The sequence below is a fragment of the Flavobacterium sp. 2 genome (genome assembly GCF_049949195.1).
Lineage (GTDB): Bacteria > Bacteroidota > Bacteroidia > Flavobacteriales > Flavobacteriaceae > Flavobacterium.
Genome location: NZ_CP188206.1, coordinates 1,599,614 through 1,624,196, shown reverse-complemented (window position 1 = coordinate 1,624,196; position 24,583 = coordinate 1,599,614). Strand labels below are relative to the sequence as shown.

The window sequence follows — 24,583 nt, the reverse complement described above, 5'->3', positions numbered from 1 at the left end:
GGGCGTTCCTATTGAAACGAGGACTTCGACTTCGCTCAGCCTGACAATCTTGAGTGAAACCTGAAACTTGAAACCTGTAACTAAAAATTAATTTTCGTTCATTTCTTTCACCTCTGGCACACGTTTTTGAAAACTACTTCTGTTTGTTGTAACAATCAAAACGCCGGCTTCTCCGTAAGTTCCATAAATGCTGATTCCTTTTTGTTTGTCCATGGCGATAATTTTGGAAATTTCCATTTTAGACAAAACAAGCTTTTCTTTTTCTAAGTCCTGAAAACGATGCGGTATTCCGTCAACAACTACAATTGGCTTATCAGTAATTTTTCCGGCTTTCGCCAAATTTGAAATAGAATCAGAAAGATAGAATTTTTCTTTTCCTTTATCAGAAAGCTCATATCTGCTTTGAGAGAATGCTGAAATAGTGGCAAGCAAAAGAGCGGTGGTAATGAGTTTTATCATAATGTTTTGGTTAGAATTTTGGTTTTTTAAAGGTAGTTTTTAATAGTTATCTAGTTTCTTTAAATAAAATCTCGCTTTATTTTTTGATCCTTGGCATCTGCGAATAATTTTGTCACTTACAAAATTATAGACAAGTAGCTTATTATGTTTTATTTTGAATTTAAGATGATACGGAATGCCATTTTCAAATTTTAAATCGTATCCATGTGAATCTTGATATTCTGATGTATCAATAGGAATCATTGATAATTCATTAATTGACACAGTGTCTTTTGATGAATCATGTTTTAGTTTATTAAATTTTAGATATAAAGTATTTTTCGAAATTTTATATTTCCCGTTTAGTTTTTCACCCAATACATCTCCCCATTTTTGAAATACCGCTGTACTGTCCTCATTCAGTTTAACTTCGGTTACAAAAAAGCCATATTGCGCAAAATTTGATCTGTAAATTCCAGAGATTTTTTTGCTTGAATTGCATGAACTGATTAATAACAGTAAAGTAAAAAGTAGGCACGCATTTTTAAGTTTTGTAAAAAGATGGGTCATTTAAGTTTTTTTGACTCTAGTTTTCAGGTTGAAAATACAAATTAAACTCAAATTAAAGCAATTAAAATAAGTAAAAAAATACCGCTTCAATGACAAAGCGGTATTTTTTGAATTGCGAATATATTTTTTACTAGGATTGATTTGCAAAAATTACATCCAACCCTTCCATTGCAATCGTAAAGCCTTCCTTGAATCCCATTTGAATAATCATTTCCAAATCAGAAAGTTTTTCATGTTTAATCGCAATATCAACAAAAGTAGAGCCGCCTTGCTCAGAAAAATTGACATCCCAGTCAGAACGTGGGAATTCTTTGTTTAAGTTTCCTTCGCTGTCGCTGAAAGCGTCCAGATATTTAAAATTTGTCTTTGGGCTGATTGAAGTAAAATCGGCAATTGCCCAATGTTCTTCGCCTTCAGGGCCAACCATTGCATATAATCGGCGTCCGCCTTCTTTAAATTCCATACTTTTAGTTTTGGCTTTCCAAGGAGCTGGCGCCCACCATTGATCCAAAATCTCAGCTTCCGTCCATGCCGACCAAACAGCTGACAATGATGCATTAAATTCACGTTTTACATTTACGGTACTCGTTTCTTTATCTACAGTAAAATTCATTAAAAGATTTGATTTCATAATATTGATTTTAAATGTATTAGTATTTGATTTTATTCAAAGCATTTTTATTTGCCTGCTTCAAGAATTTTGTCCAAGATTTTAAGCGTGCTTGTAAATCCTTCTTTGAATCCCATTTCTACGACTTTTTCTAATTCGGCCAGACTATCTCGTTTTATTACAATATCAACAACTGTCAAATCGCCATCTTCAGAAAACGTTACATCCCAATATGAACTTCCCATATTTGGATCTGGATTTGCATCAGCATCGCAAAAAGTAGAAGAGTGTTTAAAATTTGTTTTTGGAGAAATGGAAGAATAATCAAAAAAACTCCAACGTTCCTGACCATCTGGCCCAACCATGGCGTACAATCTGCGTCCGCCTTCCTTGAATTCCATGCTTTTTGTTTTGGATTTAAAGGGAGCCGGCGCCCACCATTGATCTAATATCTCAACCTCTGTCCAGGCTGCCCAAACGTTTGACAATGACGCATTGAATTCGCGTTTTATATTTACGGCTATATTTTCCTTATCTATGGAAAAATTCATTGTAAGATCAGATTTCATTTTCTTTAGATTTTAAATTTAATAATACTTGATCCAATTGGCTGAAACGACTTTCCCAGATTTTCTTGAATTGTTCCATCCATTGATCAACTTCTTTCATTTTGTCAATTTTGAGCTGATAATAAATTTCTCTGCCCATTTTTTTTTCTTCCAATAAATCACATTCGTTTAAAACTTTAATGTGTTTAGAAACTGCTTGTCTCGTAGTTTTGAATTGTTCTGCAATTGCATTTGGTGTTAATGCTGTTGAAGAAATTAAAACTAAAATTGCTCTTCGCGTCGGATCGGCAATTGCCTGAAAAATATCTCGTTTCATTTTTAAAATAGAATTACGCAACTAATCAGTTGCAAATATACGCAACTTTTTGGTTGCGCAATTCAAAAAAGCATATTTTTTTAAAGAAAAGAATCTAAACAAAAAAAGACGCATTAAAAATGCGCCTTTTTCTTTATAATCGTGTTATATAATTACCGTCTAAATTTATTCTTTACAATGATGTCTTTTAGTTTGGCTTTCAGATCTTCACCTGTATCGTAAACCATTTGTTCGTTATTCGGAAACAAAACCGCACGTTTGTTGAAGTTGCCGAGATAATTGTCATCGCATGCATTTTTATCGCCTTTATAAGTGGAATAGATATTCTCAAAAACAAATTCACTGCTAATTGGAAATGTTTGAACCAGCTGATTCGATTTCAAATCTACGTAGTCAACTTTTGCAGTGACCTGGCACGATTTGAATTGTCTAAATTCGTAGACAGTTGCGCGAAGAATTTTAAAATTATCTACTTTAACTTCTTTCCCCAGACTGTCTTTTACAGGTTTTCCTCGGCTGTCCAAAAGTGTTTTTACGCCATCTTTTACCTGTCTTTCTTTAGTAAATTCCTTTTCTTTGATTTGTTCAGGTGAAATATAAATATCTCTAAAATTAATAATCAGGCTGTAATCGTAGTTTATATTTTTTTGTCTGGCACTATGATAAACCGTCCATTTGTCGTTTAATCCATACGTTTTAAAATCCAATAAATCGTCCTGAAGCATTTTTGGGATTACCATATTGGTTTCATTTTTGGCATAAACATCCACAAAATCAGTTCCTTTAAACTGAGCATCGTCCATCAGCTTTTTTGCATTTTTGTAATTCGGATTTATACTTTCCAAATAGGCAAAATCATCGTAAGCTTTTCTGAAATCCATTTTGTTATTTGATTTCAAAAGAGCAGAAGCGTTCTCATACAGATATTTTGAAAGTGCGTTTTTGCTGTTTACAATTTCATTCGAATAATTGTCAAACGGAAAAAGAGCGTTTCTTCCCTGTTTTAATAATTTCAAAGGCAAAATAGGCCTGATTTTTTCCTGACGGTTATTTAGCTGTAGATAAGTATTATAGATGCGTTCAGCATTTGCGGGATTATTTTCTTTGTTGAGCATTTCAAGATTACGCAAGTCTCTATCTTTCGCTTTAGCAAAAGCCTCTTCGAGCAGATACACATAATCCTGTTTTCCTTTTGAATCTTTATTCGTTCTTAAAGCTTCAACCGTACGGTCAATTGCGCCGTCATAATTACCGTCGCTTATTAACGCTTGAGTTGTTTTTACACCGCACGAAGAAAAGGCTAAAAATAATATAGAAACTAGAAAAGTAATTTTTTGCATGTTGTATTTTTTGAAGGTGTAAATATATTTCATTTAACTTTCAACAACTATGCCTTTTTTTAGTTTTTTTAAGGAGCAGAAAACCATGTTTTCATAAGAATATTCAGTCCCGCTTTCGCCTTTATCTCTGCGAGGATATCGGCTCTATCGGGGCTAGATGAGAAGTTTTGTTTTTTTCGAGTAATAAAAAAAATGTGATTTAGTCACTTACTTTTTTATACTCAAAAGTGCCCACTTCAGGGTTTGAGATACTTTGTTTCTCACTGTCAAAAGAATTAATTTTAAATACAACCGGCAGAATAACAGAAACGATCGTCAATTGAGAATTATCGCTTGATAATTTCCATTTTGCTTTATGAGATTCATCGCCAATTACACTTTCGAAATCGCCATTTTCTTTAAAAACCTGAAAAACCTGATCTGTTTTAAAACGTTTCTTGATATCTTTTTCTTTTCCGTTTTTCGTCCATTTTACTAATTGCCATTTTCCAATTAATTCTTTAGAAGTTTGAGCATTAGCAGATAAACCAATTAACAAAACAAATAATAAAAGTATTTTCTTCATTTTTAGATTTTTAGAATTGAAAATTAAATTTACGGATTTTACTATTTTGAAAAAAAAGTTAAGGTTAAGTTTTATTATTTTTTCAGTTATGCAAGAGTTTTTTAATTAATACAATTTGTCCTAAATGATAATAACTATGTTCAATCATACAGTCGATATTTCTTCTGTAAGTGCCATATTTTACATCAACAAAACCTTCGTCTAGTTTTTCATCAGGCATTTGTTCAACTAAGGACGCAAATTCTTCAGCTGCTTTCCAAAATTTGTTTAGAAAAATTTCCCATTCTTGTTGAGATTGAATAGGAGGAAAGTCAAAACTGAATTTGTCTTTTATATCTAAAGTTCCGCCTTTAAAAACCTGATTTATTCCGCTAATGTAGTAATGAATATGTTGTGCGAGAATTGCAATTGTATTTAAGTTTTGAAGTGGAGCAACGGCAATCTTCCAATCCAGATTTTCGAGCTGATCTTTATAATTAGTGTTGGCAACCCAGGTTCCATTTAAAATAATTTCTCTAAATCGATTTGCAATTTCAGTTGTGTTTTTCATGTTCATTATAATTTAGGAGTTACTTTTAAGAATTCATTCCTGCTGAATCCATTCGTATTTTCCGTTTTTCAGATAAATAATGCCGCCTCCGCAACTTTCTTCAGCATGAAGAAAGATTCCATCATTAGGAAGTTTTATTTTGTCTTCTTCTGCGACTTCTTCTTCGCCAATAATATCACCGTTTTCATTTACATTTTCAAAATAAACTTCATTTTTTGATGCTTTTTCAAAAATACCAGCCCAGTCAATTTCATTAAAACCGAGTCCTAAAATATCATTTCCAAAACCTAAATAATCAACTTTTCTGTTTCCGTAGGTAATTCTAAGACCGCTTTTATCGCTTTTTGTACTTCTAACTATTTCAACGGTTTCGTTTTTTCCATCTCCGTCCAAGTCACATACAATTAGGTTGATTTTGTGTTTTTTGGAAATTATAATTGTATCCGTTTCCTCAATTTTTGTTTCAGATTTAAGAGTAATTTGAGTGGTATCTTTTTGAACAACTTGAGGATTTTCAGTTTTCGTTTCTTTTTTGCAGGAAATAGCAATTAAAGATAAAAGGAATAAAATTTTGATTTTCATTATTTAATTATTTGGCTTCGAAAAATTTTGAGAAGCTAATATAAAAAAATACGTACAGAAATTATATGTTTTTTATTCTCCTGTAGAGTCCACTACAGGGTATGTTGGAATTGTATGATTATTCTAAATATATTTCAGCCACCAATATTTATTTTCAGCCTTATATTTTCCAAACCATTGACAAGGTTTAAAAAGAATTACCACAACAAAAATCCACATTAAATAAATTGCCCAAAAAGGCAAACCACTTTCAGTATTTTTTGGACGTCCAAAAGTTCCTGATGCAAATTCTAGTTGCGACCAACTAAAACCTTGTGCAAAAAGGATGATTAAGGTTAAAATATGAATGACATAAAAATGAACAATAAAGTAAAACAACGGTACTCTTCCATAAACCAAAGTGACTTTTTTGACTTTATTATGAAATTGATCTGCAAAGGCAAGAAGCAAAAACATAATACCTAAATTGAGCAAACAGAATAGGAGCGAAGGCGGATATTTGGTCACATTGATGAAAGATAAAAAAGTAAAAACAGCATCTTTTTGAAGATTCCACAATGCTGGATCGCCATATATATTTACAAAACGAATAACGGCGAATAAAACTAAAGCACTACTACCGATTTTAATAAATAGTTTTTTTCTTTTTTCAGTTTCCAGTTCAAAGAATTTTCCGCTGGCAAACCCAACGAGCATAATTCCCAACCATTGAAATGGCGGATAAGCCATAATAAATACTCTTCCCAATAAAGGATTGCCAAACGGAGTCCCAAATGGGCTTATGAATGACGTTAAAAACGGATTCAATTTCAAATTTTGAGAAACTGCAATAAAAGGTAAAAGATTATGGAGAATTAAAATGAAGAGCCCAATAATCCCTAATATTCTGGAAGGAATTTTCAGTAACAATCCTAAAATTATAAACCCAAAACCTATCGTGGCTATCACTTCAAATAAAAGCGTGTGAAAACCTATATCGAAGTATAATCCGAAATTGAAAATGGTAAATTCGAGGAAGATCAACCAAAAACCTCTTTTAAATAAAAGTGTTCTTGTTTCGGCTAAACTCTTATTCTGAAGTGAAAGATAAACCGAAGTTCCTGCCAAAAAAACAAAAGTTGGTGCACATAAATAAGTGATCCATCGGGTCAAAAACAGCCAAGGTGTTGTAGTTGACAAATCAGTTGGGCTTTGTGCAAGCGAATCGACATGCATCAAATCCCGAACATGATCAAGAGCCATAATTATCATTACAATGCCGCGGACGATGTCTATTGATGGTAGTCGTTTCATTGAATTGATTTTTAAAAGATTAAGAGTAAACTTAATGAATTATTTAATCTTTTCAATTTGTCTCTTATGACGCAAAACATGAACAATTGCATGTTCCATTAATTGTTCAATATCGTAAAGCTGTCCCCAACTCGTTTTTATTTTTAATGAATTATCATATTGTTCTAATTCTTTGTCTTTAATTTCTTTGAAAACACTTTCCATATAGTAGAAAACATTCGTTAAATCGTTTAAATATTCAGCAGTAGTTAAATGAAAAACCTTTTCCGGTCGTTGAATTTCAAGTCCTTTTAGATTCTGAATATTTATCGCATAAATGTAGCCCGATCTTACAACATGTGATAAAATTGTTTGTATCGATTTACAATCTTCGTTTGTTGTTTTTTCGTCTATAATTTTTGTTAAAGCATTATCGGAAATGGTTTTAATCACATCTTTAAGATCATTAATTGCTTCTTCATAAATGTCAAGCAATGCTCCAACGGCACCTTGTCTATTCATTTTTTAGTTATGAAAATTTGTTTTTAATCTGATAAACAATCTCCCAAAAAATAACAGCAAAAACAGCATTAGCAAGTATCGCGGTTTTAACCTGATAAGGATCATATTCAAAAAGCAAATGCAAATTTGTAAACTTCAAAGCGAGGAATAGTGCCAATGATGCAATCGCCACAGCGTAGATTACATTCAATAAAGGTTTCCATTTTAAAGCTATAAAAGCGTAAATAATATTGAAGACCGCATAACCGAATCCTAAAGTTACAAAAGGATCAGTTTTTAATTTTTCGCCAATCTTTAAAATAATCGGTGTAGAAATTAGATATAAAAAGAAAAGTATTGAATAAGAAAGAATTCGTATTTGTGGTTTCATTTTTTATTATTTAAGATGAAGTTTTGCACTTGCAAAAGTAATTCGAAAAGATGAATTCTAAATGAAGTTAATTTACTCATTAAATGTTCTTCGATGTTTTACGGCAACAGTTTTTCTATTTTTTCTTCTGATTTCTCTTTTAAAACACTATCCGGGCGGAAACTCCAAATGATTAGAAATTTTCCTTTTACAACATATTCTTCAGGATGTTCATCTGTTGGCTGGCCGTCTTTTCCCCAAAGTAATCCTTGCAAAAATCGGTCACCTTTAAAAACGTGTTCAAATTCAAAATACATAATCGAACCACGATCGCCTTTGCTTCTAAAATTCTGAATCGCCTTGCTCTTTACTGTTCCAACAATATTGCTGTAGGTTTCAATGTCGTTGTAAAAAGTGCAGGCTTGAGGAGTAATACAGATATTACCGTCGTTAAAAGTATAAGCTTTTGGAATTTCTTTTGGTTTTAACTTTAAATCCGCGATAGTTTGGCTGAATAGATTGGTAGTAAGCAACAGGAATAATGCCGATAGGGGGATCGTAATTCTCATGGTTTTTGGGTTTAGTTTTTGGTTATAATTATAGTCAATTTAGTATTAATAGAGAGTTCACTTATTTTGGGTCTAATAAAATTATTTTATATCCAAACTTGATTGATGCCAAATCATAAATAATCGGATTATCTGAGGCCTTTCGTAGAAACAAAGTATCTTGTTTAATAAATATACTGTCTACAGAAACATCGTTTGCTTCAAGAATTCTTTCGATTTTATTCCATCTTTTATTTGTTATGTCAATAAACTGATGAATTGTCGTGAGTTCACTTATTCTGTATTTTTCCACAAGTATTTCTTCATTTTCTATTGTTGCTAAATTTAGCTTCTTTTTAGCAGTTGAATTATCACAAGACGTGAAAATAAAAAAAATAAGCATTGCAAATACGGAAACGATCTTTTTCATTTTTTTCTAATTAGAATGTGTAAACTTTTATAGGACTAGAAATTTTTCAAATTAGTTATTTAACTGATACTGGCAATAAATTATTAATTCTTGTATTTTTTTTCCGTTTCTGCTTTCATTTTTTTAACGTAATTTATGTCTTTCTTTAATATGGCTTCTTCAAATGAAGAATCTATTAATTTATTATCATAGTATTTTAATACTTTTTTTTTCGGGATGTAAAAAAGTACATAAGTAGTATCATTTGAATCTTCTAATTTAAAGCTGTTGTCTCTCCATTTAGGAGTTATTTCTCGTCTAATAATTTTTTGAATGGAATCAGTTGAAAAATCAAAGAAAACTAGAGATTGAATTAAACCATTTTCAGGTTCATGTGCGTATTTTAAAAACTTTACTTTATAATCAACAATATACGAGGTTTGTTGTACAAGTGCGTCAAATTTATATTCAAACTTTTCAGCTTTGTATTTTGTTATTGAATCATTAAATTCATTTTCAAACTGTTTTATTATATCGTCATTATTTTCTTTGCTACAATTACTGAAGATTGTTAGCAGTAGTGTGCAAAAAACAATCTGAAAAATGCTAAAATTAGATAAAAGTTTTTTTTTCATTATCTTAAGTGAATTTTAAAAATATTAATTCAGTAATTTATTAATTGTAATTCAATCTACTTTATTATTTGTTCTTTTAGGTTCAACAGGAATTTCTAGTTCACTATACCACCAATTCAATCAGAATTAAATTTTTTATCTGAAAACTTTACGCCGGTATTTTATCCGAATCATTTTCATCTTCTAAAATATAATTAGAAGGCGTTTTTCCTAAATGTTTTTTAAACATAAAAATAAAAGCGCTGGCTGTTTCATAGCCTAAATCTAAAGCAATTTCTTTTATGGATTGTTTTTCGCCCAATCTTTTTATGGCTTCAAGTAATTTTAAGCGAGTTCGCCAATCGCTGAAATTCATTCCCAATTCTTTTATGAATAAACGCGATAAAGTTCTGCTGCTCATAAACGAAAGTTCTGCATAATGATCAATGGTGTTTTTACTCGCGACGTCACTCATTAAAAGTTCGACGACTTTTTGTAGTCTTTCGTTATTTGTAGTTGGTAAAAATGTGGCGCTTGGGACAATTTGTGCTAGTTCATCAAGAAAAACGGCAATGATTCTTAGTTGTGAATCGGTTAAATTTCCGTTTGTTCCAAAAGAAATAATTTTGAAAACCAGTTGCTTTAAAAACATCGGAATATCAAAAGAAAAACTGTTTGCTGGCAATCCTTCAGTTGCTGAAGGATCTATAAAAACGCTATAATAATTAACGTCTTTCTGAAAAGTAACCTGATGCTCAACGCCACTTGGAAGCCACAATCCCTGCAATGGATTCACAACCCAAATATGATTACCAACCACAACATGCATTACACCGCGCGTAGCATAAATAAGTTGCGCTCTCGGATGCGAATGCGAAATACACATTTCGTTGTTTACCGTTTCTGTATAACCTATAACAGGTATCGATGGATCAACTTGGTATCCATAATCCTGCGCCATTCTATATGTCCGAATCTGATTATTCATTGTCCAAATATAGTAATTTTGACATTGTAAATTATTTCAATTTTGTAAAAAAATAATACAGCTGTTATTTTTAAAATGAAGATTAACCTAAATACAACTCATGGAAACCGTTAAAGTAGAACCAGAAGTAATTAAAAAAACAACGTATTCAATACTTTTTATAATCAGCTTTTCGCATTTAATTAATGATCTTTTGCAGGCTGTAGTTCCGTCAATTTATCCGCTTATTAAAGAAAATTTCGGACTGAGTTTTACTCAAATCGGAATTATCACTTTTACCTATCAAATTGTCGCTTCAATTTTACAGCCGTTTGTGGGAATGTATACCGATAAAAATTCTAAACCGTATTCGCTTATTATTGGAATGTGTTTCACCATGACGGGATTATTTTTGGTTTCGATTGCTTCTAGTTTCACTTTTCTATTATTATCAGTAAGTTTAATCGGAATTGGATCTTCGATTTTTCATCCAGAATCTTCGAGAGTCGCGCATTTGGCTTCGGGTGGAAAAAAAGGATTGGCGCAATCTATTTTTCAATTGGGAGGAAATGCCGGAAGCGCCATCGGACCTTTATTAGCCGCTTTTATTATCATTCCGCACGGACAAAGTTATGTGGCTTGGTTTTGTATTATTGCCTTAGTCGGAATTTTTACTTTATATAAAATTGCGCTTTGGTACACGGAACATTTGTCTGAAAGAAATGCCAATAAAGCCGCACATAAAATCGAAACCCATCATTTATCTAAAAACAGAGTTATTACTTCGTTGATCATCTTATTGGTTTTGATTTTCTCTAAATACTTTTACATGAGCAGTATTACGAGTTATTATACGTTCTTTTTGATAGATAAATTTCATATTTCGATTCAGCAATCTCAGGTTTATTTATTCTTGTTTTCTGGAGCTGTCGCAGCTGGAACTTTAATTGGAGGACCAATTGGCGACCGTATTGGAAGAAAATATGTAATCTGGGTTTCAATTCTTGGAGTTGCGCCATTTACTTTGATGTTGCCTTATGTAGATTTATTTTGGGTCGGAACTTTATCTGTAATTATCGGATTAATTCTTTCTTCGGCATTCTCTGCAATTCTAGTTTACGCAACCGAATTATTGCCAGGAAAAGTGGGTTTAGTTGCCGGTCTTTTCTTCGGATTTGCCTTCGGAATGGGAGGTTTAGGCTCAGCAGTTCTAGGAAAAATCGCCGATGCAACGAGTATAGAATATGTCTTTAAAATTTGTGCGTTTCTGCCTTTGATTGGGATTATTACTGGTTTTTTGCCGAATATTGAGGGAAGGAAAAAGGTTTAATTGCGTCCAGCTTTAGCTGGATGAGAAAATAATAAAGGAGCTTAAGGCTTTAGCCAAATTGTAAATAATTTGGCTAAAGCCTTTTCTAACTTTTACATATTCCTCCAGTTAAAACTGGAGGCAACTTATAAAAAACGTTGTGTTTTTTTTTGCTAGCGCGAGCGTCTCGCTCGTGTCTATAAAGTTTTTGTGTTTTTTATTTCCTCAGTTTGTGTTCACGAGCGGGACGCTCGCGCTAGCGGGGGGCAATTTATAAAAAACTTTGTATTCTTTTTTGCTTGCTTTTGCATTTCCTTTGTGTAATTATTCTAAAAAAGTATCAAAATAGAAGAACATTTTGGCTAAAAATATTAAACTGAGAACAAGAAAAATAAAAGAAAAAATCAAATAACTTTTATTTTTAAAAACTCTAAGAAATGCAAAAAGTAGATATCCAAAAATTATACTAGTGATGATGTATAGCATTTTTAAGAATGCTATTCCATCTTCGTCAACTACTATATATTGTCCATCGTTGATGATATATGGAGTAATAAAATAGCTGACAATTAAAAGAAAAAGTCCAATAAAAAATAATATTCGTATTATGATTTTCATAGTATTTAATTGGGATTGTTTTTTGCTAGCGTGAGCGTCTCGCTCGTGTCCGCAGAATTTTTATGTTATTGATTTTTTCAGTTTGTGTTCACGAGCGGGATGCTCGCGCTAGCGAAGGGTGAATCGTAATTTTCATGATTTGGTTTTTGGTTTACTAAGATAAAATAGTTTTTTTTATTTGAGTTAATGGAATTTGATTTTGGTTTGAAATAGTAAAAAAATCTAACATAATGTTTCCTGAATTTTGCAGGCTGAGGTAAAAAGATGCTACTTTGGTTAAGTTTAAACGAGTCAATTTTATACCTTGCAGTCTTGGTACGCAAAAAGTATTATCAGGAAATTAAATAGAAAATGATGAGATTAATTTTAGCTTTTGGAATAACATTTCTTCTTTTTACTAATATTAGTGCGCAGGATACAATACGACTGCAAAGAAAACCACAAGTTATTTTGAGAAGCTGGTATCCCGAATTCAAAGAATTTCCTGAATTAAAAGTAGGAGAAACTAAAATTCTATTTACAATAATTCCGGACTTGAAGGACACATTTATTCGTGACAATGATATTAATTTGGTCCCAGTAAATGGCCTGCTCGAAATTGTAGAAACCGAAAAATCAAATCAATATTTGGTTAAAGTAAGCAAAGCCGAATCAAAATACATTGAATTTGAGATTTGGTTTGATTTAGGAAATTTCACAATTCTTTTAAAGAAAAATTCTCATTGGGAAGATGTAAGAAACGTTTATCCTTTTAAAGATAATAGAATAATGATACAAAAGATAAGGCTTAAAGTAGCAAAATAAGCCTGGGAGTTTAGTTGAAAATGTATCATTCGCTATAAAACTTTGTTAAAGTTTAAAACGCTGACAAAGCTTTGCAAGAAACTCCATAAAGTGCTTTTTTAGACCAACAATCGAAAATTATCGTTGATGAGATTCATTTGTTTTACCCTGAAATTCGTAATCTGAAAATTCAATTACTCGTTTTCCAACATTTGTAATAATTTCAATTTTTCGGCAAATAAGTTTTATATCTAAATTATCAGAGGTTTTTACAATTCTGGTGGATTTCCCCAAATCATTTATATGATATATTTGTGGAATTCGGCCTATAGGAATAATTATTTCTTCGACTTGATAAAAGACAACATTTTTAAACTTCAAATATCTTTCTTCAAACAAGTTATTTCCAAAATCATACGGAAACATTAAATTAAAAGTTATGGTTTGTTCCTCTAATTTTTCTACAACTTCTTCGATCGTACTGGCCATTAAATAATTGCCGATTATATTCATGTTTAATTTTTTTAATTCTGAATTTGATTTTTTTAAAGAATAAATATATGGTTTTTCTGAAGGAATTTTTTATTCTAAGTTTCAGTTTTGAGTTCCTATTATCCACAATCTTGTCATTTCGACGAAGGAGAAATCTTCGTAAGTAACTCTACAAAGATTGGAGACATTATATTTAAATCAAGTAAATAAATAATTCAAAAAATCTAGATTAGGATTAATAGTTTTTATCAATTCGATTTTCTTTTCTCTACGCCAATCTTTTATTTCTTTTTCTCGAGCAATTGCTTCTTGAATCCAAGTAAACTTTTCGTAGTATAGCAAGAATGTGGCTTTGTACTTTGATGTAAAAGTTTTGTTCGAAGTTGTGCTGTTTTCTTTGTGTTGGCTTAAACGAATTTTTAAATTATTTGTAACTCCTGTGTAGAAAACGGTTTTGTATTTATTTGTGAGAATGTATATGTAGTATGTGTGATAGCCTTCTTGGTGTTGCATTTTTTTTGACGAAAGATAAAATATTTATTTAAGATTTTTCTTTCTTTTTTTCGTTTGGTATACTTTGCGGAGTTACTTGTGAGGATTTCTCCTTACGTCGAAATGACAAAACTGACGTGGAATTTTCCAATCTTTGTGGAAGTTACTTGCGAGGATTTCTCCTTCGTCGAAATGACAAACTTGGAGGTTACTTTGCGTGAGTGTTGATTTTCTTTGCGGAATTTCTTGAAGATTTCTCTCCCGAAGCCTCTGGATCGAAATGATAATATTATGTAAAAAAAATCCCGTTCACCTTTCGGGAACGGGATTTCAACAATTGATATTCTCTTTTTTTTTATTTTAAACCGTAGCAGCAATTTCTTCTGGCAACGGAATTTGATTTTTAAGTAAATCTTCAAATGTTTCAGCTTGTCGAATTAAGATTCCCTGACCGTTCATCCATAATACTTCAGCTGGTTTGTATCTTGAATTGTAGTTTGAAGACATTGAGAAACAATATGCTCCGGCGTTTCTGAAAGATAAAATGTCTCCTTCAGTAATTTCCTGAATTCTGCGGTTGTTTGCGAAAGTATCAGTCTCGCAAATGTATCCTACAACTGAGTAAAAACGCTCTTTTCCTTTTGGGTTAGAGATGTTTTCAATATGGTGTGAAGATCCGTACAACATTGGACGAATTAAGTGGTTGAAACCACTGTCAACTCCTGCGAAAACTGTTGATGTTGTTTGTTTTACTACGTTTACTTTTACTAAGAAATGACCTGCTTCACTCACCAAGAATTTTCCTGGTTCGAAAATCAAAGTTAAATCTCTTCCGTATTCGGTACAGAAAGCGTTGAATCTTTTAGATAATTTTTTACCTAATTCTTCGATGTCTGTTTCGATATCGTCTTTTTTGTAAGGAACTTTGAATCCGCTTCCGAAATCCAAGAATTGTAAATCTTTGAAATGTTTAGCGGTATCAAATAAGATTTCAGCAGCATACAAGAATACTTCGATATCTAAAATATCAGATCCTGTGTGCATGTGAATTCCAACAATACTCATTTTTGTATTTTCAACAATTCGCAGGATATGCGGAATCTGGTGAACAGAAATCCCGAATTTACTATCGATATGTCCAACAGAAATATTTGCATTTCCGCCCGCCATTACGTGTGGGTTGATACGAATACATACTGGAATATGTGGATGTTTTGTTCCGAATTGCTCTAAAATAGATAAATTGTCGATATTGATTTGTACACCCATTGCGGCAACTTCTTCGATTTCTTCTAAAGAAACGCCGTTTGGTGTAAAGAAAATTCTTTCGGGTTCATAGCCAGCGTGAAGTCCTAACTGAACTTCCTGAATTGATACAGTATCTAAGCCAGACCCCATGTTCTTTAATAACTGAAGAATCGCAACGTTTGACAATGCCTTCATGGCGTAATTAACTCTTAAGTTTTCTACCTTAGAGAAAGCTTTAGTTAATCTGTTGTACTGAGATTGGATTTTTTCGGCATCGTAAACATACAATGGACTTCCAAATTGGTCTGCTAACTGCAGTAAATCTTTTGCTTGCATTTTTAAATCATTTTGGGCAAAGTTATTACACTTTTGAGTAACTGCAAATTAATTGTAGAAAAATAACAAATTGTAACAAATTGTTTGTTTTTAAACAAAAAGTTGCTTGTTTTGAATTTTTATAACCTTTTTAAAGGTGCTAAGGTTCTAAGATGCTAAGATACTAAGTTTTTTAGCTACGAATTCACGAATTTAACTTATGCTTAAATGCTGTTGAAATTGTTTTTTGCCACTGATTGCACTGATTAAATGGATTTTTATTCTAATTTTTTAAAAGAAGCCAAATGTTTGGATTTAGCCCCGATTGAGGCGGTATCCTCGAATCCCGATGGCTATCGGGAGGAGAGATATAGCCGAAAGCGGGAACTATGTTTAATAAAATGCCAATTGTTATGCTTCAAAAAAACAAAACCCCTGAATATAAATTCAAGGGTTTGTTAGTAGTTATGTTGTTTATTGGAAAAGATTAATAAAATGCAAGGAAAAAAAACTTAGAACCTTAGCATCTTAGAATCTTTAAAAAAAATTATAGACTCGGTAAATCTCCTTTTCCTTTAGTAGGCAAGTTTGTAGATCCCATAAGGAATAAATCTACTTCTCTTGCAGCTTCGCGACCTTCTGAAATAGCCCACACGATTAATGATTGTCCTCTTCTCATATCACCAGCGGTGAAAATGTGAGGAACATTTGTCTGATAATTATGTGCTTTGTAGTTGCTTCTAAAATCAGTTTCGATTCCTAATTGCTCGCTTAACGTTTTCTCCGGACCTGTAAATCCAAGAGCTAATAAAGCTAAATCGCAAGGCCATATTTTCTCAGAACCTTCTTTTTCGATTAATTCAGGACGCTGACCTGGAGTCATTTTCCATTGTACTTCAACTGTTTTTAATCCAGTTAATTCGCCTTTATCGTTAGAAATGAATTCTTTAGTGTTAATCAACCAGTTTCTGTCACAACCTTCTTCGTGAGAAGAAGATGTTTTTAACTGCAACGGCCAGAAAGGCCAAGGAGTTGACTCGCTTCTTCCAACAGGAGGTTTTGGTAAAATCTCAAAGTTAGTTACCGATTTTGCTCCGTGTCTGTTTGAAGTTCCAATACAGTCAGAACCTGTATCTCCACCACCAATAACAATTACATCTTTACCAGTTGCTTTAACCTGATCTGGAATTGATTCTCCGTATAAAACTTTAGTCTGTTGTGTTAAGAAATCCATTGCCTGAACAACGCCTTTGCTTTCGATTCCTTTAGTTGGTAAGCTTCTTCTTTCAGTTGCTCCTCCGCACAAAACGATAGAATCGAATTGGTTTAATTCTTCAACACTGAAGTTAACACCAACGTTTACATTAGTTTTGAAAGTGATTCCTTCTGCTTCAAGAATTGCTACACGACGGTCGATAATTCCTTTTTCTAATTTGAAATTCGGAATTCCGTAACGTAATAAACCTCCAATTGCGTTGTCTCTTTCAAAAACAGTAACCGTGTGACCCGCTCTGTTTAATTGTTGAGCAGCTGCAAGACCAGCAGGTCCTGAACCAATAACAGCAACTGTTTTACCAGTTCTTGTTTTTGGTGGCTGCGGTTTGATCCATCCTTCAGCGAAACCTCTTTCAACAATGCTTTTTTCGATGTTTTCGATAGAAACCGGATCTTTGATGATTCCTAATACACATGATTTTTCACATGGAGCAGGGCATAGACGTCCTGTAAATTCAGGGAAGTTATTAGTCGATTGTAAAATCTCTAATGCACTCTGCCATTCTTCCTGATGTACCATGTCGTTGAAGTCAGGAATTAAATTTCCTAACGGACAACCACTGTGGCAAAAAGGAATTCCACAGTCCATACATCTTGATCCTTGTTCTTTTAATTTATCTTTTGGTACCGGAATAGTAAATTCGTTGTAGTTCGAAACACGTTCTGCTACTGCTAAATTACTTTCATCGGCTCTGTTATATTCTTTAAATCCGCCTATTTTACCCATGACTTTTTAATTAGATTTAGTTGTGAGATGTGAGATGTAAGATGTGAGTTGAAAACTCAAAACTTAGTACCTCAGAAACTTATTACCTCAGAACCTTTTTTAATCAGCTATTAATTCTTCTATTTTTTTCTCTTCTGCAATTCTTTGTAATGCTTTTTTGTAATCAGTTGGCATTACTTTTACGAAGTGCTGTTGTTGGTTTTCCCAGTCTGCTAAAATTCTTTTTGCTAATGGACTGCTTGTGTACAATGAATGATTTTTGATCAATTTTCTTAGTTTAGTAACGTCCTCTTCTTCCAACGGATCGAATGCAACCATTTCCATGTTACAAACTGTCGAATCGAATTTCTTATTTGGATCGTAAACATAAGCCACACCACCGCTCATACCAGCCGCGAAGTTTCTTCCTGTTTTTCCTAAAACGACTACTGTACCACCAGTCATGTACTCGCAACCGTGATCTCCAATTCCTTCAACAACTGCTGTTGCTCCAGAATTTCTCACACAGAAACGCTCTCCGGCCATTCCATTAATATAAGCCTCTCCGGTAATAGCTCCGTAAAGGGCAACGTTTCCAATAATGATATTGTCTTCAGGTTTGAAAGTTGCGGTAGGAGGTACTTTTACAATTAATTTTCCTCCAGAAAGACCTTTTCCTAAATAATCATTACAGTTTCCGTGAATTTTAAATGACAATCCGTTTGTTGCGAATGCACCAAAACTTTGTCCGGCAGAACCTTCAAAATCAACTAAAATAGTATCATCAGGTAATCCTTGTGCGCCGTAGATTTTTGAGATTTCGTTACTCAAAATTGCACCTACAGAACGGTCTGTATTTTTAATTTTAAAGGTTACTCTTGTTTTCTCTTTTCTATAGATAGACGGAATCGCTTCTTTGATGATGTCAAAATCCAATACGTTTTCAAGTTGGTGATCTTGAGTAGTTGTATTATGATTTGGCTCTGTTTTCGCTTTTTCCGGTTTGTATAGAATTGATGACAAGTCTAAACCATTTGCTTTATAATGTTTGATGGCTTTGTTCACATTTAATTTTTGTGACTGACCAACCATTTCTTTTAAAGTTCTGAAACCTAACTGCGCCATGATTTCTCTTAACTCTTCAGCAATGAAATACATGAAGTTGATTACGTGCTCTGGAGTTCCTTTGAAATTTTTTCTCAATTCTGGATCCTGAGTTGCAATACCAACAGGACATGTATTCAAGTGACAAGCTCTCATCATGATACATCCAGAAGCTACAAGCGGAGCCGTTGCAAAACCAAATTCCTCAGCTCCTAATAAAGCTGCAATCGCAACGTCACGACCTGTTTTCAACTGTCCGTCACATTCTAAAACTACACGGCTTCTTAAATCGTTTAAGATCAAAGTCTGCTGTGCCTCAGCTAAACCAAGTTCCCATGGAATACCAGTGTGTTGTAAAGATGTTAATGGTGCAGCTCCCGTTCCTCCGTCATAACCAGAAATTAAGATAACGTCTGCTTTTGCTTTGGCAACACCGGCAGCGATAGTTCCAACTCCAACTTCAGAAACTAATTTTACGTTTACACGTGCTTCACGGTTTGCATTTTTCAAATCGTAAATCAACTGAGATAAATCCTCAATTGAGTAAATATCGTGGTGAGGAGGAGGCGAAATCAAACCTACATAAGGCGTAGAGTTTCTGGTTTCAGCAATCCAAGGCACTACTTTTTCTCCAGGTAATTGTCCACCTTCACCAGGTTTCGCTCCCTGAGCCATTTTGATTTGGATTTCTTTAGCGTTTGTCAAATAGTTGATCGAAACACCAAAACGTCCTGACGCAACTTGTTTGATCGCACTGTTTCTAGAATCACCGTTAATTTCTTTCTGGAAACGTTTTGGATCTTCTCCACCTTCTCCAGAGTTACTTTTTCCGCCAATTCTATTCATGGCAATCGCTAAATTCTCGTGTGCTTCTCTAGAAATAGATCCGTAAGACATGGCACCCGTTTTGAATTTTTTTACAATTTCGGTCCAAGGCTCAACTTCGTCAATAGAAATTGGATCTAAGTTGTTGAATTCAAATAAACCTCTAATTGTCATTAAGTTTGAGCTTTGCTCGTTAACGGCATTTGAGTATTCTTTATAACTTTCTGGGCTGTTTAAACGAACCGCTTGTTGTAATTTAGAAATAGTAGTCGGGTTAAACATATGTTTTTCACCGCCGCGTCTCCATCTGTAAATACCTCCAATTTCAAGAGAAAGCAAGTTTGCAATTTTTGAATTTGGGAAAGCTTTTTGGAAACGTTTTTTTACTTCTTTCTCCACTTCCATTAAACCAATTCCTTCGATTCTTGATGGAGTGTAAGGGAAGTATTTAGATGTAAATGTTTTATTTAATCCTAAAATCTCGAAAATTTGAGCAGCTCTGTATGAATGTAAAGTAGAGATACCAATTTTGTTCATGATCTTTACGATTCCTTTTGCAATTGCTTTGTTGTAATTTACAACTGCGTAATCTGCTTTCACTTTTGTAATGAACCCTTGAGCAACTTGATCATGAATGATTTCATTTACCATGTAAGGATTGATTGCACTTGCACCGTATCCGAACAATAAAGCAAAATGATGAGGTTCTCTTGGTTCAGCAGATTCGATAATGATTCCGAATTTAGAACGAACCTGTAAAATGTTCAAAGAGTGGTGAATATAAGAACAAGCCAATAACATAGGAATTGGAGCAAATTCTTCACTTACACCTCTATCCGATAAGATAATGATGTTGCATCCTTCTTCAACCGCTTTAAAAGTAGCCTGAACACATTTTTCAAGAGCACGCTCTAAACCGTTAACTCCTTTTTCTATTTTGTATAAAGTAGAAATTGTAGCCGATTTGAAATCTGCGTGATCGATATTTCTGATTTTATCCAAATCCTCATTAGAAATAACCGGATTTTGGATTTTTAATTTTTTACATTGTTTCGATTCAATTTCGAAAATATTGAAATCTCCACCAATCGCTAAACTGATGTCAGTAATAATTTCTTCACGAATACCATCCAACGGCGGGTTAGTAACCTGAGCAAATAATTGTTTGAAGTAATTGTACAACAACTGAGGCTGGTCTGAAAGAACTGCCAAAGGTGTATCGTTACCCATAGAACTGATTGCTTCAGCTCCGTCGCTACCCATTGGGTTGATTATCGTTTTTAAATCTTCAATAGTGTAACCAAACAAACGTTGTCTTGTTAAGAAATCTAATTTTTCAACAGGAGTAGGGTTGTTTGTATAAGGAACGCTAGCCAATGGCAATAAGTTTTCATCAACCCATTGTTTATATGGACGTTTTGTAACTATCGCTTTTTTAACTTCTTCGTCTTCGATGATACGACCTTCATTCATATCAACCAAGAACATTTTTCCTGGCTCTAAACGACCGTGCTGAATTACATCTTCTGGATCGATGTCTAATACACCAATTTCAGATGACATAATTACGAAACCACTCTTCGTTAAAGTATAACGAGAAGGACGTAAACCGTTTCTGTCCAGTAAAGCTCCAATTACGTTTCCATCTGTAAACGGAATAGAAGCAGGACCGTCCCAAGGCTCCATAATACAAGCATTAAACTCGTAGAAAGCTCTTTTTTCAGCAGACATTGTCTGGTGTTTTTCCCAAGCTTCAGGAACAACCATCATCATTGCTTCTGGAAGCGAACGACCTGTCATTAATAAAAGTTCAATCACCATATCCATAGAAGCAGAATCTGATTTTCCTTCTAAGATAATTGGGAATAATTTTTTAATGTCATCGCCAAAAACTTTGCTCTGCATAAGCTCTTCACGAGCACGCATACGGCTTACGTTTCCACGAAGTGTATTGATCTCACCATTATGACACATGTATCTAAATGGTTGAGCTAAGTCCCAAGATGGGAATGTATTTGTAGAGAAACGTTGGTGTACAAGCGCTAAACGAGTCACCAAGTCTGGATCTTTCAAATCTATATAATAACGGCTGATGTCTTCCGGCATCAATAGACCTTTATATATTATAGTAGTTGTCGATAAACTAGTAAAATAAAACATGTGGCTTTCTGAGGTTTTAGATCCTCTTACGGCATGTTCAGCAATTTTTCTAGCTGCAAAAAGTTTTGCATTAAATTCTTGTTCAGTTAAATCCTGTCCGTTTTTGGAAACGAAAACTTGTTTAATTGTTGGTTCTTTTTCTGCGGCGATTTCACCTAAATTTTCAACGTCAACTGGTACATCTCTCCAACCTAAAACTTTTAAATTTTGGTCTTTAATAGTAGCCTCAAATGCATTAATACAAAAAGAAACCTGGTTTTTGCTTTTTGGTAAAAAAACCATTCCTACTGCATACTCACGCGTTTCAGGGATTTCAAAGTCACACACTTTCTTAAAGAATGCATGTGGGATATCAAATAAAATTCCAGCCCCGTCTCCAGTTCTTCCATCAGAACTAACGGCACCACGATGTTCCAATTTTATTAAGATGTCCAATGCTTTGTGAATAATATCATTTGACTTAATACCATTCAAATTACAAATAAATCCTGCACCACAATTGTCGTGTTCAAATTCAGGCAAATAGAGCCCTTGTTCTTTAACTTTCATTCTTGATATTTTTTCTACAAAAATAAAGATTTCGTTAAACATAATGTATTGAAATTGTTCTTTTGCTTTCATTTTTGTCGTAATATTAGAAAAACGGTTCTTAAATGATAATAATATTATTTAAGGCATTGCGAAATGATAAAATCATAATAACAATTAAATAATATTAGGAAAAATCGTCGTGAAGCCTAGAATTCAATAGGTTTTTTTGTTAAATCTCAAACGATATAGTGGTTTTGTGTTAACTTTTTCGATGCAATTCGTTAACGATAAATTTGCTTTCAAAAAGAATATCCAATTAATAACAAATTGACTCATTTTTTAATTGGAAAAAGATTTTACTATTAAGTTGAATTTTGCTACTTTTGTCGCACTTTTATTCTGAACTAAATTCAGAACCAGACAAATTCTATATTATGAACATACACGAATATCAAGGAAAAGAAATTTTAGCAAGTTACGGAGTACGCGTTCAACGCGGAATTGTGGCTAATAATGCGGTTGAAGCTGTAGCTGCTGCAAAACAATTAACTGCCGAAACTGGTACAGGATGGCATGTAATAAAAGCACAAATTCACGCAGGTGGTCGTGGAAAAGGTGGTGGAGTTAAGTTAGCAAAAAACTTACAGCAAGTTGAAGAGTTAGCAGAACAAATCATCGGAATGCAATTGATCACGCCTCAGACTCCGCCTGAAGGTAAAAAAGTAAACAAAATTTTAGTTGCTGAAGATGTTTACTATCCTGGAGAAAGCGAAACTTCTGAGTTTTATGTTTCTGTTTTATTGAATAGAGGTACAGGACGCAACATGATCATGTATTCTACTGAAGGTGGAATGGATATCGAAGAAGTTGCTGAACATACTCCACACTTAATCTTTACTGAAGAAGTTGATCCTAATGTTGGATTACAAGGTTTCCAGGCTAGAAGAATTGCTTTCAATTTAGGTCTTTCTGGAAATGCTTTCAAAGAAATGGTGAAATTCATCGACGCACTTTACAATGCTTACATTGGTTCTGATGCTTCTATGTTTGAAATCAACCCAGTTTTAAAAACATCTGATAACAAAATCTTAGCTGTTGATGCTAAAGTTAACATCGACGATAACGCTTTATACAGACAACCTAAATATGCTGAAATGAGAGATATCCGTGAGGAGAATCCAATCGAAGTTGAAGCTAAAGAAGTTGGTCTAAACTATGTTGACCTTGACGGTACTGTAGGATGTATGGTAAACGGAGCTGGTCTTGCAATGGCAACTATGGATTTAATTAAATATGCTGGTTTTGAGCCTGCTAACTTCCTTGACGTAGGAGGAACTGCTGATGCGAAACGTGTTGAAACAGCTTTCAGAATTATCTTGAAAGATCCAAACGTAAAAGCTATTTTGATTAACATCTTCGGAGGAATCGTTCGTTGTGACCGTGTTGCTCAAGGTGTTGTTGATGCTTACAAAAACATGGGAGATGCTATCAATGTGCCAATTATCGTTCGTTTGCAAGGAACAAATGCTGAAATTGCAAAAGAATTAATTGACAACTCTGGTATGCCAATCTTATCTGCAGTTCAATTCCAAGAAGCTGCTGACCAAGTTAAAGCTGCTCTTTCTTAATTAAATAAAATAAGAAATCAATTTATATAGAAAATCCCTCCGAGAATCGGAGGGATTTTTTTGTTTTAATATTTCAAAAATACTCCTTTTTGAGAATGTTTTTTTAAGACAAAGTATATCGTAGAGGCGCACAGCAGTGCGTCTACGTCTCGTGAATATATAAATGGAAGTACGTTGCGTAGACGCACTGCTGTGCGCCTCTACGATAATTCTGCTAAAAATATAGCCACAGATTAAAAAGATTAGAAAGATTTTAAAAATCTGTTTTAATTTTTTTAATCTGTGGCTAAAAAATATTACCACCCTTTGCGGTCAAAATTATTTCTTATTCTTCCCGTTTTTGAAAACTACTTTTTCTACAACAACTGGTTTTCCATTTCCTTTTGGGAATGCTTTCTTTTTAGGTTTTCCAGCTGCTGAACCTGACTTTGATGAACTTTGATCACCTCTATATTTTTCTGAATCTTTTGGACTTGCTTTGAATTCAGGTCTTTCTTTTGAAGTTTCTTTCTTCGGAATTTCAGCTTTATGTTTTGCTAAAACATCATTCGGATTTTTTGGATTTTCTTTCGTTCCTCTTAAATGAATTACTAATCCGTTCAAGAAATTACGTAAAACCTGATCGCCGCATTCCATATAATTTGGATGGTCTTCAGCTCTAAAAAAAGCACCCAATTCTGATTTTGAAATTCTAAAATCAACTAATTCTAAAATTTCAACTATTTGGTCATCACGGAGCATTAAAGCCACGCGAAGTTTTTTAAGTATATCGTTATTTGTCATCGTTTATTTTTTACAAAGGTACGTTTTAAAAGCAAAGATTTGGAGTATTTTTTTTCGCCACGAATTCACGAATTTCGACTTATCTAAATGAAG

24 protein-coding genes and 1 pseudogene are annotated in these 24,583 nt (G+C 33.5%); 3 read left to right on the top strand and 22 right to left on the bottom strand.

What is annotated here, in order from left to right; genetic code table 11:
* Window positions 1–87 precede the first annotated feature (87 nt).
* The 16 genes from ACNFIH_RS06935 to ACNFIH_RS06860 all read right to left on the bottom strand — a co-directional run bounded on the left by ACNFIH_RS06935 (window position 88) and on the right by ACNFIH_RS06860 (window position 10,242).
* Window positions 88–459 carry a hypothetical protein gene (locus ACNFIH_RS06935; RefSeq protein WP_426486046.1) on the bottom strand — a complete coding sequence of 124 codons (372 nt, stop codon included), beginning with the start codon at window positions 457–459 and terminating at the stop codon, window positions 88–90.
* Between the two features lie 39 nt (window positions 460–498).
* Window positions 499–1,008 (bottom strand): hypothetical protein, encoded by a 510-nt coding sequence (locus ACNFIH_RS06930; protein ID WP_426486045.1) that lies wholly within the window; start codon window positions 1,006–1,008, stop codon window positions 499–501.
* 130 nt (window positions 1,009–1,138) lie between these two features.
* Window positions 1,139–1,639 carry an SRPBCC family protein gene (locus ACNFIH_RS06925; RefSeq protein WP_426486044.1) on the bottom strand — a complete coding sequence of 167 codons (501 nt, stop codon included), beginning with the start codon at window positions 1,637–1,639 and terminating at the stop codon, window positions 1,139–1,141.
* Window positions 1,640–1,686: 47 nt separating this feature from the next.
* Window positions 1,687–2,187, bottom strand: coding sequence for an SRPBCC family protein (locus ACNFIH_RS06920; RefSeq protein WP_426486043.1), 501 nt, complete (start codon window positions 2,185–2,187; stop codon window positions 1,687–1,689).
* Window positions 2,177–2,503, bottom strand: a complete 327-nt coding sequence (locus tag ACNFIH_RS06915) for an ArsR/SmtB family transcription factor (protein ID WP_144339297.1) — start codon at window positions 2,501–2,503, stop codon at window positions 2,177–2,179. The genes ACNFIH_RS06920 and ACNFIH_RS06915 overlap by 11 nt, the downstream gene beginning before the upstream one ends.
* 152 nt (window positions 2,504–2,655) lie before the next feature.
* A complete protein-coding gene (locus ACNFIH_RS06910) occupies window positions 2,656–3,843 on the bottom strand; it encodes a hypothetical protein (protein ID WP_426486042.1) in 1,188 nt (395 codons plus the stop codon).
* Window positions 3,844–4,042: 199 nt separating this feature from the next.
* Window positions 4,043–4,408 carry a hypothetical protein gene (locus tag ACNFIH_RS06905; RefSeq protein ID WP_426486041.1) on the bottom strand — a complete coding sequence of 122 codons (366 nt, stop codon included), beginning with the start codon at window positions 4,406–4,408 and terminating at the stop codon, window positions 4,043–4,045.
* Between the two features lie 82 nt (window positions 4,409–4,490).
* The gene (locus ACNFIH_RS06900; protein WP_426486040.1) at window positions 4,491–4,958 is read right to left on the bottom strand and encodes a DUF1572 domain-containing protein; all 468 of its coding nucleotides are present in this window, start codon (window positions 4,956–4,958) and stop codon (window positions 4,491–4,493) included.
* A gap of 33 nt (window positions 4,959–4,991) precedes the next feature.
* Entirely contained in the window at window positions 4,992–5,540 is a 549-nt protein-coding gene (locus ACNFIH_RS06895; protein ID WP_426486039.1) for a hypothetical protein, read from the bottom strand.
* A 123-nt stretch (window positions 5,541–5,663) separates the two neighbouring features.
* Window positions 5,664–6,833, bottom strand: coding sequence for a DUF1624 domain-containing protein (locus tag ACNFIH_RS06890; protein WP_426486038.1), 1,170 nt, complete (start codon window positions 6,831–6,833; stop codon window positions 5,664–5,666).
* 39 nt (window positions 6,834–6,872) lie between these two features.
* Window positions 6,873–7,334 (bottom strand): DinB family protein, encoded by a 462-nt coding sequence (locus tag ACNFIH_RS06885; protein ID WP_426486037.1) that lies wholly within the window; start codon window positions 7,332–7,334, stop codon window positions 6,873–6,875.
* Between the two features lie 7 nt (window positions 7,335–7,341).
* Complete coding sequence (locus ACNFIH_RS06880) at window positions 7,342–7,704, bottom strand: hypothetical protein (protein ID WP_426486036.1); 363 nt, start codon at window positions 7,702–7,704, stop codon at window positions 7,342–7,344.
* 98 nt (window positions 7,705–7,802) lie between these two features.
* Window positions 7,803–8,252: a hypothetical protein gene (locus ACNFIH_RS06875; protein ID WP_426486035.1), complete on the bottom strand. Its 450-nt coding sequence runs from the start codon at window positions 8,250–8,252 to the stop codon at window positions 7,803–7,805.
* Between the two features lie 61 nt (window positions 8,253–8,313).
* A complete protein-coding gene (locus ACNFIH_RS06870) occupies window positions 8,314–8,661 on the bottom strand; it encodes a hypothetical protein (protein WP_426486034.1) in 348 nt (115 codons plus the stop codon).
* Window positions 8,662–8,744: 83 nt separating this feature from the next.
* A complete protein-coding gene (locus tag ACNFIH_RS06865; RefSeq protein WP_426486033.1) occupies window positions 8,745–9,275 on the bottom strand; it encodes a hypothetical protein in 531 nt (176 codons plus the stop codon).
* A 148-nt stretch (window positions 9,276–9,423) separates the two neighbouring features.
* Window positions 9,424–10,242 (bottom strand): AraC family transcriptional regulator, encoded by an 819-nt coding sequence (locus tag ACNFIH_RS06860; protein ID WP_426486032.1) that lies wholly within the window; start codon window positions 10,240–10,242, stop codon window positions 9,424–9,426.
* Window positions 10,243–10,342: 100 nt separating this feature from the next.
* On the opposite strand from ACNFIH_RS06860, the gene ACNFIH_RS06855 reads away from it, so the two are divergent.
* A complete protein-coding gene (locus ACNFIH_RS06855; protein WP_426486031.1) occupies window positions 10,343–11,551 on the top strand; it encodes an MFS transporter in 1,209 nt (402 codons plus the stop codon).
* 948 nt (window positions 11,552–12,499) lie between these two features.
* Window positions 12,500–12,952 (top strand): hypothetical protein, encoded by a 453-nt coding sequence (locus tag ACNFIH_RS06850; RefSeq protein WP_426486030.1) that lies wholly within the window; start codon window positions 12,500–12,502, stop codon window positions 12,950–12,952.
* A 117-nt stretch (window positions 12,953–13,069) separates the two neighbouring features.
* On the opposite strand, the gene ACNFIH_RS06845 is transcribed toward ACNFIH_RS06850, so the two are convergent.
* The 5 genes and pseudogenes from ACNFIH_RS06845 to gltB all read right to left on the bottom strand — a co-directional run bounded on the left by ACNFIH_RS06845 (window position 13,070) and on the right by gltB (window position 22,097).
* Complete coding sequence (locus ACNFIH_RS06845; RefSeq protein WP_426486029.1) at window positions 13,070–13,444, bottom strand: hypothetical protein; 375 nt, start codon at window positions 13,442–13,444, stop codon at window positions 13,070–13,072.
* A gap of 177 nt (window positions 13,445–13,621) precedes the next feature.
* On the bottom strand, window positions 13,622–13,936 hold the full coding sequence (locus ACNFIH_RS06840; protein ID WP_426486028.1) for a GIY-YIG nuclease family protein: 315 nt from the start codon (window positions 13,934–13,936) through the stop codon (window positions 13,622–13,624).
* 339 nt (window positions 13,937–14,275) lie between these two features.
* Window positions 14,276–15,502: pseudogene (lysA, locus tag ACNFIH_RS06835) on the bottom strand (diaminopimelate decarboxylase); the annotation flags it as partial.
* A gap of 523 nt (window positions 15,503–16,025) precedes the next feature.
* Window positions 16,026–17,480, bottom strand: a complete 1,455-nt coding sequence (locus ACNFIH_RS06830) for a glutamate synthase subunit beta (RefSeq protein WP_426486027.1) — start codon at window positions 17,478–17,480, stop codon at window positions 16,026–16,028.
* Between the two features lie 99 nt (window positions 17,481–17,579).
* Complete coding sequence (gltB, locus tag ACNFIH_RS06825; protein ID WP_426486717.1) at window positions 17,580–22,097, bottom strand: glutamate synthase large subunit; 4,518 nt, start codon at window positions 22,095–22,097, stop codon at window positions 17,580–17,582.
* 416 nt (window positions 22,098–22,513) lie between these two features.
* On the opposite strand from gltB, the gene sucC reads away from it, so the two are divergent.
* Window positions 22,514–23,707, top strand: a complete 1,194-nt coding sequence (sucC, locus tag ACNFIH_RS06820) for an ADP-forming succinate--CoA ligase subunit beta (protein ID WP_142449779.1) — start codon at window positions 22,514–22,516, stop codon at window positions 23,705–23,707.
* Window positions 23,708–24,025: 318 nt separating this feature from the next.
* Here sucC and ACNFIH_RS06815 read toward each other — a convergent pair whose 3' ends face one another.
* Window positions 24,026–24,490, bottom strand: a complete 465-nt coding sequence (locus ACNFIH_RS06815; protein ID WP_426486026.1) for a DUF1456 family protein — start codon at window positions 24,488–24,490, stop codon at window positions 24,026–24,028.
* Window positions 24,491–24,583 lie beyond the last annotated feature (93 nt).